The organism is Sphingomonas aliaeris (genome assembly GCF_016743815.1).
Lineage (GTDB): Bacteria > Pseudomonadota > Alphaproteobacteria > Sphingomonadales > Sphingomonadaceae > Sphingomonas > Sphingomonas aliaeris.
The window spans coordinates 2,213,152-2,229,365 of the sequence record NZ_CP061035.1 but is presented as its reverse complement, the minus strand read 5'-3'; the positions used below and the strand labels follow the sequence as shown (position 1 = coordinate 2,229,365).

Annotated in this window: 10 protein-coding genes; 5 read left to right on the top strand and 5 right to left on the bottom strand. The window is 63.7% G+C overall.

Annotation, left to right across the window (positions count from 1 at the left end; all coding sequences use genetic code 11):
- Nucleotides 1-63: 63 nt before the first annotated feature.
- On the bottom strand, nucleotides 64-978 hold the full coding sequence (locus tag H5J25_RS10475) for an NAD(P)/FAD-dependent oxidoreductase (protein WP_202090752.1): 915 nt from the start codon (nucleotides 976-978) through the stop codon (nucleotides 64-66).
- A gap of 167 nt (nucleotides 979-1,145) precedes the next feature.
- Between H5J25_RS10475 and H5J25_RS10470 the strand changes: the two genes are divergently transcribed.
- Both H5J25_RS10470 and H5J25_RS10465 read left to right on the top strand, forming a co-directional pair.
- Nucleotides 1,146-1,763 carry a PRC-barrel domain-containing protein gene (locus H5J25_RS10470; protein ID WP_225883051.1) on the top strand — a complete coding sequence of 206 codons (618 nt, stop codon included), beginning with the start codon at nucleotides 1,146-1,148 and terminating at the stop codon, nucleotides 1,761-1,763.
- Nucleotides 1,750-4,914 (top strand): helicase-related protein, encoded by a 3,165-nt coding sequence (locus H5J25_RS10465; RefSeq protein WP_225883050.1) that lies wholly within the window; start codon nucleotides 1,750-1,752, stop codon nucleotides 4,912-4,914. The genes H5J25_RS10470 and H5J25_RS10465 overlap by 14 nt, the downstream gene beginning before the upstream one ends.
- 64 nt (nucleotides 4,915-4,978) lie before the next feature.
- Here the strand turns inward: H5J25_RS10465 and H5J25_RS10460 are convergent, their stop codons facing one another.
- Nucleotides 4,979-7,480: a TonB-dependent receptor gene (locus tag H5J25_RS10460; protein WP_202090742.1), complete on the bottom strand. Its 2,502-nt coding sequence runs from the start codon at nucleotides 7,478-7,480 to the stop codon at nucleotides 4,979-4,981.
- Nucleotides 7,481-7,612: 132 nt separating this feature from the next.
- Nucleotides 7,613-9,208 (bottom strand): tetratricopeptide repeat-containing sulfotransferase family protein, encoded by a 1,596-nt coding sequence (locus H5J25_RS10455; RefSeq protein ID WP_202090736.1) that lies wholly within the window; start codon nucleotides 9,206-9,208, stop codon nucleotides 7,613-7,615.
- Between the two features lie 144 nt (nucleotides 9,209-9,352).
- Here H5J25_RS10455 and H5J25_RS10450 point away from each other — a divergent pair, with 144 nt between their 5' ends.
- Nucleotides 9,353-9,874, top strand: a complete 522-nt coding sequence (locus H5J25_RS10450) for a DUF1993 domain-containing protein (RefSeq protein ID WP_202090735.1) — start codon at nucleotides 9,353-9,355, stop codon at nucleotides 9,872-9,874.
- Here H5J25_RS10450 and H5J25_RS10445 read toward each other — a convergent pair.
- Nucleotides 9,799-10,920: an alpha/beta hydrolase gene (locus tag H5J25_RS10445; protein ID WP_202090734.1), complete on the bottom strand. Its 1,122-nt coding sequence runs from the start codon at nucleotides 10,918-10,920 to the stop codon at nucleotides 9,799-9,801. The two genes, H5J25_RS10450 and H5J25_RS10445, sit on opposite strands and share 76 nt — an antisense overlap.
- Before the next feature lie 74 nt (nucleotides 10,921-10,994).
- Nucleotides 10,995-12,044, bottom strand: coding sequence for a LacI family DNA-binding transcriptional regulator (locus tag H5J25_RS10440; protein ID WP_225883049.1), 1,050 nt, complete (start codon nucleotides 12,042-12,044; stop codon nucleotides 10,995-10,997).
- A gap of 142 nt (nucleotides 12,045-12,186) precedes the next feature.
- Between H5J25_RS10440 and H5J25_RS10435 the strand changes: the two genes are divergently transcribed.
- Nucleotides 12,187-14,625, top strand: a complete 2,439-nt coding sequence (locus H5J25_RS10435; RefSeq protein ID WP_202090730.1) for a TonB-dependent receptor — start codon at nucleotides 12,187-12,189, stop codon at nucleotides 14,623-14,625.
- 80 nt (nucleotides 14,626-14,705) lie between these two features.
- On the top strand, nucleotides 14,706-16,133 hold the full coding sequence (locus tag H5J25_RS10430) for a sulfatase family protein (protein WP_202090726.1): 1,428 nt from the start codon (nucleotides 14,706-14,708) through the stop codon (nucleotides 16,131-16,133).
- Nucleotides 16,134-16,214 lie beyond the last annotated feature (81 nt).

The window sequence follows — 16,214 nt, the reverse complement described above, 5'->3', positions numbered from 1 at the left end:
TCGGGGCGACGAAGCGGCGGGTCGATGCCCCTCATCGCTACGACGGCGCGGTTTCCTGGTAGGTTACCGCGCCAATATTCTCGTCTTGGCGAGATCGTTGCGGATCGCGGTGGCCGCGACACCGGCTTCGCCCATCGCATGGCTGATCTGGTCGAGCCCTTTCGACACATCGCCGGCAGCATATAATCCCGGCACGCTGGTGCGCTGGTGATCATCGACGACGAGACAGCCTTCGTCGCTTGCATCCGCGCCGAGATCGACGGCCAGTCGCGATCGGATAACGGACCCTAGAGCCGGATAGATCGTGTCGAACGCCAGCGGTCCCGTGGCTGTCGGCGCGACGATATGCGTACTGTCCAGCTTCAACTTCTCGCACGGCCCGTCGGCCAGAGTGATACCGAGTTCGGCGAGCGACGCCCGTTCCTTATCGTCCAATTCGTGGGTTGCGTCGGGCGCTATCAACGTGACGTGGGGGGTGTACATGCGCAGGAAGACCGCCTCGTTATAGCCGTGCGTTCGCGTTCCAATCACCCCAACGTGCCGGTCCATCACCTCATATCCGTCGCATATGGGGCAATATCGCAGCCGCCCGTTTTCCACGGCGCGATCGTGATCCGCGGGATCGATGCGCGGGCGATTGTTGACGACGCCGGTCGCGAGCAGGGCCCTGCGCGTGGCGATCGTCCCCGCGCCGGTCATAGCCTCGAAGCCATTGGCGGTCCGATCGATCCGCGTCACGCGGGCATCGGTTACGTGCACGCCGAACTCCGCCGCCTGATCGCGCATTCGCTGCAACAACTCGGTTCCGCGAATGCCGCCCGGATAGCCAGCGTGATTGTGCGTGCGGGGGATCGTCGCACATCTGCTCTTTCCGTCATCGATGATGCGGATCGCAAGATTGAACCGCGCAAGATAGATTGCCGCGGTCAGCCCCGCTGGTCCCGCGCCGACGATAAGGCAGTCGATCGTTTCGTCCATGACCGTTCAATCGCATCGAATGCTGCTTGGTTCATCCCCGATCACGTCGATTTCAGGGATCATTGCCAGAATCCGACTGACCTCGATCAGTGTGCGCAACGGTTGCCGGGCGGGGACGTTCGCAAATTCATTCCGTCCGGCACCCAGCCGGGGGGCGTTTCAGCAGATTGGGCAATACTATCACTCTTCAGGACATTGCCGGGTGGATCGCCCCGATCGCCACCACCATCGCCGCGATCATGACCGCGGCAAACCTGGGCACCAGGGTAACGGGCTGGGGCTTCGTGGTGTTCACGATCGGTTCGATAGCGTGGTCGACCGTGGCGATCAGCACCGGACAGTCCAATCTCTTGTGGGCCAATGGCTTCCTGACGCTCGTCAACCTTATTGGCATCTGGCGTTGGCTGGGGCGTCAGGCAAAGCATGAGGACGGGCGTGATGCCGCAACCAGATACAGTGCGGCCGCTGCGGGGGTGCCGACGCTGTTCGGCGTCGGATCGCTGGTCGGCGCAGCGCTGACCGGGCGTGATGGCGAGCAGCTTGGGGTCATTGTCGACGGCATGATGCGTTGCGAGGATTCGCGGCTTTCCTATCTGGTGATCGGCGAGGGTGGTGTCGCCGGTGTGGGTGAGCGGCTTCACGCACTGGCGCCAGAGACGGTTCGGTTCTCCAATGCCCGGGCCGAGTGCGACCTGACCCTGACCGATCTCAAGAGTTTGCCAGTGCTCGATCCGGAACGGTGGCCAGCGGAGATCGACCGGGAGGCCGGCCGTGTCGGACGCTGAGTTCCTGGCGCCGATCGGCGTCGTAACGGTGCGTATCGCGGAGGCGCTCGACGGAGGAGACGTGCTGGCGATCGTATCGGACGAGCAACGCGCCGAGCGGATAGCGATCGCGCTGCGCCGGGCCGCCCCGCAGGCGCAGGTGGTCCATTGTCCGTCGAGCGATGCCTTGCCCGGCGATACCGCGCCTGCATCGCCTTCCAATATCGGGCGGCGGGTGGCCGCGCTGCGCGCTGCGCGGATTGCAGCCGGATCTTCGGAGCGTCCGCCCTTCGCCTTTGTCACCACGGCGGAGGCTGCTGCGTCCGCTTTTCCGGCACCAGTGGAATTCGACCGGGCCCCGCCGGTGATGCGGACTGGCGATACGCTGGACGTGGCCGACCTGTCCGCGACTCTGGAAGAGATCGGATATGTGGTCGACGATCGCGTCGACGAACCCGGCGAGGTGGCGATACGCGGCAATGTCGTCGATCTGTACCCCGCCGACGCAACAATGCCGGTGCGGATCGAATTCGGCGCCGGGAAGATCGTCGCCATCCGGGCCTATGACCCGGTATCCCAGTTGAGTTGCGGCGAGCTGGACGAGGTCGAACTGGGGCGCGCGGCGGAACCGGCGATCGGGGAGAATTGGACCACGCTGTTCGACCATTTGCCAAAGGCTGTAATCGCGATCGATCCCGACGCCGCTCATCGTCGCGATCGCTTCCTGGCGCTCTCTCGCAACGCCAGGCGCGGAGCCGGCACGGTGCCGGTGGTCGACGCCGATAGCTGGAAGACCGCACTTGCCGACCGTACGGTGATCGATCTTGCATCCGACGGTGAAACGCCGACGCCGCGGTTCGTGGAAAAGGCATCGCCGCGCCGTGCTGCTGCGCAGTTTGCGAAGAAAGCATTGGCGGCAGTCGACAGGCTCGTCCTGCTTGGTGCGGAGCGTGACCTCCGATTTCTCGCCCCGAAACTCGCGAAAGCCGTAGGAATCGATCCGGTTCACGCCGAAAGCTGGCGCGACATTCTCGATCGGCCTGCCGGATCGCTCATGCTGTTGGCGATGCCTGTCGACCGCGGGTGGCAGTCGCCCGGTCTCGCTGTGATTGCGGCGAACGATCTGCTCGGCAGCCGTGCGCTGGATGATCATCAGCCGGACACCGCGATCGATCCGCTTGCCGGATTGCTCGGCGATATTCGCATTGACGACGTCGTCGTGCATGAGGATTTCGGCGTCGCCGTCGTCGCGGGCATAGAGCCCATGACCGTCGGCAGCGCGGCGTCGGACGATATGGGCGATGCGATCGTGCTGGAGCATGCCGGGGGCGGGCGACGGCTTATCTCGGTCGACGATGCGGATCGTATCTGGCGCTACGGTGCCGATGCGGACGCTGTAGCGCTCGACAAGCTCGACGGCTCCAGCTGGGAAAAACGGCGAAGCGAAGTGCATGCGGTGATCGCCGAAAGCGCCCGTGCGCTGATCGAGGTCGCGGCGGAGCGCGATAGTCGTACCGCGGACGTGCTCGAGCCGAATGTCGAGCAGTATGAGCAGTTCGCCGCCGGTTTTGGCTATGTTGAAACGCCCGACCAGGCGCGCGCCATCGCCGCCGTTCGCGCGGATCTGGCGTCGGGCAAGCCGATGGAACGTCTCGTCGTTGGCGACGTCGGATATGGCAAGACGGAGGTGGCGTTGCGCGCGGCCGCGATCGCGGCGCTTGCGGGCAAGCAGGTCGTTATTGCCGCCCCGACGACTGTATTGGTGCGACAGCATCTTGAGCAATTCAGCCGGCGTTTCGAAAAGACCGGCCTGAACGTCGCGGCCTTATCGCGACTGTCTACCCCCGCGGAGCGCAAGGCGGTCAAGGCCGGGCTTGCGGACGGATCGATCGCGGTCGTGGTCGGCACGGGAGCCGTGGCCGGGAAGGGCGTCGTATATCACGACCTCGGCTTGGTGGTGATCGATGAGGAACAGCGCTTCGGAGCTGCTGACAAGGCACGGTTGCGCGATGTCAATCCGGACGGCCACGTCCTCACGCTGACCGCCACGCCAATACCGCGAACGCTGCAAACGGCAATGATAGGGCTACAGCAGCTATCGGTCATCGCCACCCCGCCGGCCCGCCGCCAGCCGATCCGCACCAGCGTCGGAAGTTTCGACGACGCTGTAGTCCGCACCGCCCTGCTGCGCGAAAAGGGACGCGGTGGGCAGAGTTTCGTCGTCGTCTCCCGGATCGAGGATATGGAGCCGATGGCGAAGCGACTGGCCAAGCTGGTTCCCCCCCTCACGATCCGATCGGCGCATGGAAAGATGCCCGCGCTCGAAATCGATGAAGCGATGGTCGCGTTTGCCGGCGGAGATGGCGATGTCCTGCTCGCGACGAACATCATCGAGGCGGGGCTGGACGTGCCGCGTGCGAACACGATGATCGTCTGGCGCGCGGACCGGTTCGGATTGTCGCAACTTCATCAGTTGCGTGGTCGCGTCGGGCGTGGGGGACGGCGTGGCCAGATCATGCTGCTGACCGATCCCGATACCGCCATCGCCGATGCGACGTTGAAACGCCTGCGTACGCTGGAAGCGCTCGATCGATTGGGTGCGGGGTTCGCGATCAGCGCCCGTGATCTCGATATGCGCGGGGCCGGCGACCTGTTGGGCGATGCACAGGCCGGTCATATGAAGCTGATCGGCGTGGACCTCTACCAGCATCTGTTGAAGAGCGCGCTGCAGGAGGCGAGGGGCGAGACGGTCGATCGCTGGACCCCGTTGTTGCGCGTGGGAGTCGCTGGGCGGTTGCCGGAGGACTGGATACCGGAGGCGGACGTTCGCGTCTCGCTATACGGTCGCTTGTCGCGCCTGACGACGTTGCAGGAGCTGGACCGGTTCGAGGCGGAGCTGGAAGATCGTTTCGGCGCGTTGCCGGACGAGGTGGGGGACCTTTTGGCGCTGGCACGGCTTCGCATCAATGCGCGGCTTGCCCGGATCGCCCGGATCGACGCCGGACCTTCTGCCATCGCGCTTACGCCTCGGCCCGAGTTCGAAGATAGCGGGCTGCCGGACGGCTTTGAACGAAAGGACGGACGGATCCTCGCGCGTGTCGCGATCACCGAGCCGCGCGAACGGCTTGATCATGTTTCCGAATTGCTGGCCGATCTGGCGCATGAAGATTGACGGTCGCCCTGTACAAGGGCGACCGTCAATCTTGCTTAGCGCGGGGCAATGTCCGGAAGTCGCGCTAGAACTTCGCGCCCGCCCGGAACCCGACCGTCCGTGGGGTGGCGACCACGGTATAGTTGCGCTGGTTGCAAACGCTGCACGCCTGATAGCGTGAGAGTTCGGCACGTTCGTCGGTGATGTTCTGGACGAACAGTTCGAAGCTGTACCGCGAAGTTTCGGCGCCGACGGAGAGGTTACCGGTCGTATAGGTCCCAAGCCGTCCAAGCACGGCGGCGGGTGCGGTGCGGATGTCCGAGGATGCCGAGCCCTGATAGGCGACCAGCCCCTGAACATAGGCCCGGAACTCCGCGCCGATCGGTACGGCATAGCGCGCCGTTGCATTCGCCTTGAACTTCGGCGTGATCGGCAGGCGCGTGCCCGCGGGCGTCAGGATCGAATTGGCACCGCCCGCAGGGGTGGTCACGCACGCGAAGGTCGGGTCGGCGGCCCGGCAGATATTCTGGCGCGTCTTTGCGTCGGTATAGGCTCCGCTTGCGGTGAACGTGAAGGCTGGAGTCGGCGTCCAGTTCAGATCCGCCTCGATACCCTTGATCCGGGCGTTCGAGCCGTTCTGGATCTGCGTCAGGCTGTTCAGGCCGAGAAAGGCGAACTGGAACGCCTTCCAGTCCTGCATGTAGATCGCGCCGTTGAAGCGCAGGTGATCGATCGGCGTCGTCTTGAAACCGATCTCGTAATTGGTCAGGTAATCCGGGTCATAGGGCGGCAGCGTACCTTGGCGATTGATCCCGCCCGGACGGAAGCCGCGAGACCATGTCGCATAAGCGAGCAGGCCGTCGCGTGGTTTCCATGTCAGGTTGAGCTTGTGGGTAAAGCCCTGGCCGTCCGCCTGCTTCGGAACGACCTGCCCGTTTCCGATATAGACGCCGAGGTTGGTGCACGGACCGCCCGCCACCGCCGGCGGGATCACCGTGCCGCCCGGATTGTTGCGCACCGTCGCCCCGGTGGTCGTGAAGCACGCTGCCACGCCCGTTCCGCCGCTGCCGACCCCGTTATAGGGCGGGCCGGCGGGATTCCGCCCGAAACCGTAAAAGCCGATTAGTGTGTTGTCGTAGATGAACGCGCGTCCGCCGGCGGTAAGCGTCAGGGTCGGCAGGATGTCGAAGCTCGCCTCGCCGAACACTGCATAGTCGCGGTCGACCCGCTTCTGCTGCGTCAGCCACAGTGTGCCGGGCGAACTGTTGACCGACAGGGCCGGGGCGAGGTTGGCGACCTGATAATCCTGATGGATCAGGTTGCTCTGCCGCTGATAGAACACGCCCGCAACGACGCGGAACCGATCGCTCTGCGGGGATGCGACGCGGAATTCCTGGCTCATCTTTTTGAAGTGGTCGGACCCGACGACGTATTGCCGCTGGTCGATCGTCTGACCGGCCGCATTCTGGAAGTATAGATAGCCGGCCGATCCGCCGACCGATGCATACAGCGCGTCATACGCTTCGGCATAGTCGGTATAGTCGGAACCGGAATTCGTCGTGCGATCCATATAGGCGCCAGCGTAGGTCGCATCCCAATTGCCGATCTTGCCTTCGATCGTCAGCGCGGCCTGCACGAAGCGTTCACGGCGATAATCGGGGGCGAAGCGCTGTACTTTCAGATCCCCGACGCTTTTGTCATAGCCGAAGATGCCCTTCGTCTTCTGCTCCTGATAGATGACGCCGGGCGTGGCGGTCCACGTATCGTCGAGGTCGATCTTTAACGCCGCACGACCGCCGAACGTCTCGGTCGTATTGAAGTCCTTCTTCACGAATGGGGCATTGGTGACCACGCCGGTATAGCCGGGCGCAAGCGGCGCGGCGGGTGCGGTGACGTTGAACGTCCGCGTGCCGGCGACATTGTCGATATAGCCCGCGTCGCGCTGGTAGAAGCCGACGACACGCAACGCCGCCATGTCGGCGATCGGCACGTTGAGGAAACCCTCGACGTTCCCGCCCTGCTTGCCGTGCGCGACCGTGTTTACTTCGGCGTCGATCCGTCCGGAAAAGGCATTCAGTTCGGGCTTGTTGGTGATGATGCGGATCGTGCCGGCCTGGCTGGATGCTCCGTACAACGTACCCTGCGGCCCCGCGAGGCTCTCGATCCGGGCGATGTCATAGACATGGACGTCCAGCGTCCCGCCGATCGTCGTCACAGGCTGTTCGTCGAGGTACACGCCGACCGAGGGGAGTGAACCCGAATGGTTGCCGTCTCCGCCCGATGCCACGCCGCGCATATAGACGGTGGTGACGCCCGGCTGCTGGCTCTGGAACGCGACGGATGGCAGCAACTGCGCGAACTGTGCGAAATTGGAGATGTTCAGCTGGTCAAGCTTGCGGGTGCTGAGCGCCTGAATGCTGACCGGAACGTCCTGGAGGTTTTCTTCACGCTTCTGTGCCGTAACGACGATGTCGCCGTCATTCTCGACTGCTGCATTTACCGGTACGTCCTGCGCGAACGCTGGAACCGATATGGCGGCCGAGGCTAGCAGCGCGGTAATCGCGGCATGGCGTGCGGTTCGAAGCATGATATCCCCCTGTGATGTCCCTGCTACGCAGGGTGTTCGCAGGTGCAACATCCGTCAACGGGAAGAACTTAACCAAACGCAATTCGCAGGAATGCGTGACAGAATTGCAACGCATCCGTAACGGATCGCGCATCATTTCACTACGGGTTTTCCGGGATAGGCGGGCAGTACGTCGCCAAGCGCGGACTTCAGCCGGTCCAGATAGGGTTCGAACGGTTTCCAGGCCTCCGTGCCGTCGCGGAAGATGGGTTGGCGTACCTGCTCGGAACTGGCCGTCCGTACCGCGCGCTCGGTCTTGTGGAAATCCAGACACGCGGGTTCGAAGTCGAGCCCGCATGCCGTCAGCAATGCGCGGACTTCAGCCTCGGTATCCTCCACCATCCGCTCGTAGATCACGCGGTGGACCCGACCTGGAAGGACGTCGTCGATATGCGACAGCAGGCGGACATAATCCCGGTAATATCGGCCCATGTCGGTCAGATCGTAGCTGAATGCCTGGCCGCGCGCGAAATGCTGTTTGAAGTTCGAGAAACAGCATCCGAGCGGATGTCGGCGAGCGTCGATGATCGTCGCGTTCGGCAGCATGAGTGCGATCAGCGGTAGATGCGCCCAATTGTTGGGGAGCTTGTCGATGAAGAACGGCTTGTCCGTGCGCCGCTGTATCCGCGTCCGTTGGAGATAGTCGTCACCCATCGCGCGCAGCGTATCCGCGGAAAGGTCGGTGAGATTGTGGGGGTAATCGGTCGCGCGGCGGGCGATGGCAGGGATGTCGGGCAATTCCGACGTTCCTTCCACCAGCGAGTGGCTGGACAAAATCTGTTCGACCAACGTCGATCCCGCGCGTGGCATGCCCAGAATGAAGATCGGATCGGCTACCCATGATCCACTGCCCGCGCGCTCCGTGAAAAACGTCGCGTCACACAAAGCGATGCTGGCATCGACGAAGGCCGACGTTTCGTCGGCGTCGTACACGACCTTCGTGCGACGGAGCGCATTGCCGGCCGTGTAATGCTCGAACGCCTCTTCGGCCCGGCGACGATCCTCGAACGCCTTGCCCAATGCGAAGTCGAGGTGAAAGCGATCCTCGTCCGATATGTCATCGCGCGCTGCCTGCGCCTGCATCGCGGCAATATCCGCATCGTCGAACCGGACCGTCTTGAGGTTCGCGAGACTCCACCACGCCTCGCCGAGTTCGGGCGCGATCCCGATCGCGCGGCGATACGCATCGACGCCATCTTGCTGCCGCCCGACCGTCTTCAGCATATGGCCGAAGCTCATCCACACCTTGGGCTGTAGCGGCGCGTCTTTCAGGACCTGTTCGTACAGCTCGATCGCCTCCTCGAACCCGCCGATCCGTCCCAGCGCCGCCGCTTTCAGATTGGCATGTCCGGGATTGTCTGGATCCTCCTCGATCACGCGCTCCAGCTCGGCAATCGCTTCCGGCGCGCGGTTCTGCCGATACAATACGATCGCAAGGTTGGCGCGGGCGGCGGTGAATTCGGGGGATAATTCTATCGCCCGCCGCAACAGGGTCTCGGCATCCTTGTACCGACCGATCCGTCCCGCCAGTTCGGCCAGCATGCGGATCGCGCGCACGTCGAACGGATCGATTTTCAGGTGGCGTTTCAGCAGGGGCTCCGCGTCAGACAGCCGGTTGTCATGCAGCGCGAGCGCGGCATCGATCAGGCTCTGCGGATAATCGCGGTGCGGCAGGGTCACGGTGTTCATGGACGCGAGGGTAGGGCTTGTGGTCGCCGAGCGAAACGATTTCTTGGCGCCTGTTCGCTCGTCGCAACATGATACCGGAATGAACGTCGTGGACCGCCGGCACGCATCCGGGCATAGAACGGCAAAGAGCGTGGGAGCAGGATAATGACGTTTTCTCTTTATGATGCCGTGGTGCCGTCGAACATCCAGATACTGGGGGCGATCGATGCCTTGCTCGACAAGGCCGAGAAATTCTGTGGCGAGCATGATCGGGCCGCATCCGATATGATCGACGCGCGGCTGGCGCCCGATATGCTTCCGTTCGGGTATCAGGTGAAATCCTGTGCCGCCCACTCGATGGGCGGAATCGAGGGCGCGCAGGCGGGCCAATTCTTTCCGGACATGAAGCCGTGGCCGACCGACTTTGACGGCCTGCATCTGGCGATCCGGTCCGCGATCGAAAGCTTGAAAGGGCTAGACCGCGAGGCGGTCGACGCGTTGCTTGACGCGGATACGCAGTTCGTCTTCGGCGAGACGCGGCTGCCCTTTACCGGCGCCAACTTCCTGCTCTCTTTCTCTCAGCCCAACTTCTATTTTCACGCGACGACTGCCTATGCGATTCTCCGGGTGCAGGGTGTGAAGATCGGCAAGCGTGACTTTCTCGGGATACCCAGGGTCAAGGCATAACCGCGCCGATCAACGCGGGCGACGGCCGAGATGTGCGTCGAAGAAGCGGGCGATAATCGCGAACGCCTCGTCGGATCGGGCATGTCGGGCCACATGAAGAACGCATGCGGCAGGCCGTCGAAAATATAGAGTTCGCTCGGGACACCCGCCGCGGCGAGATGGCGGTGCGCGAGGGTCAGGGCGCTGACCGCAAAGTCGCGGCTGCCAGCCAGCAATAATGTCGGTGGCATCGCGCGGATCTGCGCGTCGGATGACAGGGGATAGGCGATCGGGTCGTCCGCCGGAACGCCGGCCATATAGCTGACGGGCAGTGTGGGCGGCAGCGTGGATATGGCGGGCGGCGCGTTCCCGGCGGTCGCCGGGGCAAGGTATGGACTGTCGCCACTATAGGCGGCCCCCGTTCCGCAGAACGTCCCGATCGCGCCGGGCCGGGGCAGTCCCTGCTTCCCGATCCAGGCGGTCGCCTGCGCCGTAATGATCCCGCCAGCCGAGCAGCCATAGATGCCGATATTCTCCGCTCGATAGCGCTTGAGCAGGGCGCGATAGACTGCGGTCACGTCTTCCGTAGCGGCGGGGTAGCGATGCTCCGGCGCCAGCCGATAGTCCACTGTCACGACGCGCACCCGCATCGTCGCCGCGATCGGAATCGCTTCCACCAGCGCGCCGCTGCCGGCGCCCCACATGAAGGCGCCACCGTGGACGTTGACCAACACCCGCATCGTATTTCCGGGAGCAACGCCGTCCGCCGGTTCGACGGTATCGACCGCAACACCGCCCAGCTTCTCGCGGCGGACCACGGTGCGGAAATGGCGACGCATTTCGGCGAGACGGTCGTCGTTCCACTGGCCATAGAATTCGCGCTGTTTCGCGACGTCGCCCGTAATTGCGATCTGCGCGGTCGCGTCTGCCATCCGGTCCAGCACCTTTCTGGCGGCGTCGCTTAGTTGGTTGGACGGCGGCAGTCGGAATGCAGGAACCTGAATCGTCTGCCCTCGCGCCGATAGCGGTGCCGCAAGGAATACGGCCAAGACCAAACGACTGATCATTCTTTCTCTCCTTCTCGCGCTATTCGAACGGCATGGCAGCCGAAAGCCGCCCGGCCGCTATCGCACGGATCCGATCAGGTTTCCCGCACGACGATGTCGGTCGGCAGGACGACCGATGTCGGGCGGCCACCATCGATCTGTTGCATCAGCTTTTCGACCAGCAACGCCCCAGCTAGATCGGTCTTCTGATCGATCGTCGTTATCGCTGGACTGAAATGCGCCGCTGGCGGGATATTGTTATATCCGACGAGCGAGAGATCCCCCGGCGCGCAGAGGCCCGACGCCCGGAACGCGCCGAGCGCAGCCATCGCCGCCGTGTCCGAAAAGGCGAACACCGCGTCCGGACGATCAACCGTGTCGAGGTGCGCGGTAACTGCCTGCGCCGTCGCGGTGAAGGCCATCGACGCTATCGGCAGCAGGTCGATCGTTACATCTTCCCGGTCCTTCGCGGCGAGGCGTAATCCTTCGTACCGCAGGCGCAGTTCCTCGTGCCGGGTGTCCCCGATGAATAGCCACCGTTTGCGCTGGCGGGCGAGGAAGTGGCGGCCCGCCAGCGTCCCGCCCTCCAGATTGTCGCTGCCGACCGCGCAATATGGAGCGTCGGGCGCAACCGCCCCCCAAACGACGAGCGGAATGCTTTCCCGGGCCAGCGTTCGCAGCATGTCGTCGCGCGTGCCCTGGCCTAGTACGATAAACCCGTCGGCCCCGCGCGCGCGAAAGAAATCGCGAAAATCGCGTGCGCTTTGCAGGCCGGGCGGCGAAAGCAGCAAATCCTGATCGCGGATCGAGAGCGCCTCGGAAACACCGGCCAGAAGTTCGAAGATGAAGGGGTCGCCGATCGCGCCGTGGCGATGCGAGCCGAAGTCCAGCATCACCGCGATCGTATTGGTGCGGGCATTGCGAAGCTTTTGTGCGTTACGGTTGACGGCGTAGCCATGCGTCTTGGCGACTTCCAGAACGCGATCGCGCGTTTCGGCGGTGACCAGCGAACTGCCATTCAGCACGCGCGAAACGGTCGGGGTGGAAACGTTCGCGAGGCGAGCGATGTCGTGCATCGTCGGGCGCGAAGTGCCGCCGCGCCGAAGTCCGTAATCTGCCCTGCTGTCATCGTTGTCATCGACCATCGGGCGAGTCGTAGGGGGCATGGCGAACGGTAGCAAGCCACTGACGAAACGCATTGAAACAGAATGCTTGAAATGCATTTCATTATTTTCTAATGCGGCCTTCGACAGACAAGGATGTCGTCGTCGAAAGGGGAGGAATACAATGTTTCGTCATGCCATGCTGATGGTCGGCGTTGCACCGCTGGCACTGATCGCCGCGACCGCGCAGGCTCAGATCGTTCCATCGTCCGAACCGACCGCGACGACGCCTGCGACCGATCAGGCGACGGCGGCCGAGCCCGACCAGGAAATCATCGTCGTCGGCACCGCAGGTGGTGGCACGCGTCGTCAGGACGCGGCTTTCGCCGTCACCACGATCAGCAATGAGGCGATCGCACGCGCCGCCCCGAACAGCACGGCCGATTTGTTGCGCACGGTTCCCGGCATCAGCGCGGAAAGCTCGGGCGGGCAGAATGGTGCGAACATCTTCGTGCGCGGCTACCCATCGGGCGGCGATGCGCAGTTCGTGACGTTCCAGGTCGCGGGCGTGCCGGTTTTCCCACCATCGACCTTGTCGTTCCTCGAAAACTCCCAGCTGATTCGGCTGGATGAGACGGTCCAGCGCGTCGAAGCGGTTCGTGGCGGCACGGGGTCGCTCTTCTCGAATGGCCAGCCTGGCCTGACCGTCAACGTCGTCCAGCGCACCGGTGGGAAGGATTTCCACGGCCTGGCCAAGGTGTCCTACACCGACTTCGACGAAATCCGCGGCGATGCATGGGTTTCCGGCCCGCTCGGGGAAGATACCGGCTTCATGGTCGGCGGCTATTATGCCCAGGGGAATGGCCTGCGCGATCCGCAGTTCCGTGCCGAAAAGGGCGGCCAGGTCACCGCGAACATCCATCACGACTTCGGCAACAAGGGGTCGGTAGAGGTCTATGCTCGCTATTTGAACGATCGCGGCCAGTGGTTGCTGCCGATCCCGATCGTCGTCGGCGCCGGCGGCAAGATCAGCGAATATCCCGGTTTCGATCACGGCTCCGGCGCACTTGCCGGTCGCGAGACGCGGATCACGACCAACGTTGCGGGCCAGCGCGTCGATCTGGCGGACGGTCGCGGCGCGAAGGTGATCAACACCGGGCTGTCGTTCGACTATGAACTCGCCGACGGGCTGCGCTTCCGCGAACGGATGAGCTATCTCGGCGGACGGGCCGACACGACCGGGCTGGTCCCGTCCGACGCGCCGATCTCCGCCGCGCAGATGGCGATCAACCTCGGCGGTGCGGGCTCCACGGTCAACCGTCTGTCCTACGTCAATGGCGGCGGCACCGTGACGACCGGCGCGGGGACGCAGGTCCTGCGTGCCGGCATCTGGACAGTCGACAAGAAGCTGACTTCCTATGTCGCGGATACCGCGATGGAATGGTCGACTGGATCGAACAAACTGACCGGCGGCTTCTATTATGCCAACTATACGACGCGCGACACTTGGGCACTTGGTAACCAGGTGCTGCTCGCGGCCGAGCCGAATGCACGTCTGCTCAACCTGACGCTGGATGGTGGGCGCACCGCAACGCAGAACGGCTTCACGAGCGGCCCGGGCTTCATCGTCAACGCCTATTACGAAGGCTCCGACTATGCCGCATATGGTGTCGACGAGTTCCAGATCACGCCGGAACTGCGCGTCGACGGCGGCGTGCGCTGGCAGCAGCATGTGGTAGACGGAACGATCCGCACGCCAGCCGCCGCAACGGTCAATCTGGATGGCAACGCGCTGACGTTGTACGACAATGCCGTATCGGTCTTCGGTTCGCCGCGCCAGGTGAACTATAATAAGAGCGAGTGGTCGTGGACGGCGGGTGTGAATTACGATTTCACTCGTCAGATCGGTGCCTTCGCACGCTACAGCCGCGGCAACAGCTTCCCGCAGTTCGACAATCTGCGCGAAGGCCTGACCAACGTGTCGCAAGTCGATACGTATGAAGGCGGCGTGAAGGTTTCGACCAGCTTGCTCAACCTCTACGCCACCGTGTTCCATAACAAGTTCGGTGGGCTCGCGACGGTCAACCTCGTGTCCACGCCGACCAATCCTACCCCTACGCCGGTCACTGCCGTCGGTGGGGCAAAGGCGACGGGCGTCGAGATGGAAGGCGTGCTGCGTCCGTTCCGCGGCTTCAGCCTGACCGCAGCCGGCACGTACCTGGATGCGACCTATCGCGGCTTCTTCACGGGCAATGGTGCGATCAACAACACCGGTAACCGGGTGCAGCGTCAGCCGCGCTGGACGTGGCGCGTGACCCCGGCGCTGGACGTGGATGTCGGCGGCTTCAAGCCGTCGCTGTTCGCCACCTTGCAATATACCGGTGATCGCTTCTCCGATCCGGAAAACCAGCAGGTCCTGCCCAATTTCTATCAGCTGGATGCGGGCGTCTCGGTCGACATCTCGGACCGCCTGCGCCTCGCGGTCACGGGCAACAACCTGACCGACGAACTCGGCCTGACCGAAGGCAACCCGCGCATCATCGGCGGGCAGGGTACGGGCGCGATCCTGGCGCGTCCGATCTTGGGGCGGTCGTTCCGCTTCTCCGCTTCGGCGAAGTTCTAACAGTTCCTCCACCTGCCGGCCCGGACGAGAAATACGTCCGGGCCGGCATTTTTCTTCCAGCGTAGCGATGGAGTGATCCGATGGATCGGCGTTCCGTACTGCTCGGCGCATCGTTGCTCGGCGCCGCCGCCCTGGTCGATGGCAAGGCCGCGATGGCGGCTGCATCGCCGAAGCCGCAGCGCAACGTGCTGCTGCTGATCTCCGACGATCAGGGCTCGGACCTTGGCTGCTACGGCACGCCGATCCGCACCCCGCGCATCGACCGCTTCGCGCGTGAAAGCACGCGCTTCACCAATGGTTTCGCTGCGGTATCGTCGTGCAGCCCGAGCCGCGCGGTCATCAACACCGGGCTCTTCACGCACCAGAACGGCATGTACGGGCTGCAGCACGACGTGCATCACCAGTCGTTGCTGGACGGCATAGAGACGTTGCCGGGCATGCTGCGCCGTGCCGGCTATGCAACCGCCTTAGTGGGCAAGAAGCATGTCGGACCGGACAGCGCCTTTCCGTACGAAGTCGAACTGGTGCCCGAGCGTTCGGGCATCCGCGACGTGCGCGAACTGGCGATCGCGGCATCGAGTTTCATCCGATCATCCGACGACCGGCCGTTCTTCGTAACGGTGGCCTATAGCGACCCGCACCGCGCCGCGGTCGACTATGGCAACGATCGCACCTGGCCGGGCGTGAAGGCGGCGGTCTACGATCCGGCCAAGGTGCCGATCCCCTCGCACTTGCCGGATCTGCCCGCCGTTCGTCAGGACCTCGCGGAATATTACGAGTCGCTTAGCCGGCTCGATAGCGGGGTCGGCATGATTCTGGACGATCTGGTTGCGACGGGGCGCGCGGAGGATACGCTCGTGATCTTCTGCAGCGACAACGGTCGGCCGTTTCCGGGCGCGAAGACCAATCTCTACGACCCGGGATTGCATCTGCCGCTGATCGTCCGGGCGCCGGGACGGACCGGCAGCGTCAACAGCGCCATGGTCAGCTGGGTCGATATCGCGCCGACGATTCTGGACTTTGCCGGCGTCGCGCCGCCGACCGCCTATCCACTATCGGGCACCTCGCTGCTGCCCCTGCTGGGGACCAACGAGGGAACCGGGCGCGATACTATCTTCGCCAGCCACGACTTCCACGAGATCAACCAATATTACCCGATGCGCAGCGTGCGGACGCGCACCCATAGTTATATCCTCAATCTGGCCTACCCGCTGGATTACCCGATTGCAGGCGACGTCGCCGGTTCGCCAAGCTGGAAGGCGATAGCGGCGGATCCTGCCACTCGCCTGGGCAAGCGGACGCAATCGGCCTATCTCAAGCGCCCGGCCGAAGAACTGTACGATCTGACACGCGACCCGGAGGAACTCGTCAACGTCATCGCCGATCCCGCCTACGCGAGCGTCCTCGCCGATCTGCGCGGGCGCCTTCAGGCGATGCGGGCGGCAACGAAGGATCCGTGGCTTGCGGGGCAGACCGATCCCTATGCGCATGTCGGGCATAGTACATGACCGCTGGCGTGTTCCAGCTATATAGCCCGCCTGCCGACGCGCGACACCGCGCGTGACTGCTACATACGACCGCAATCCGGG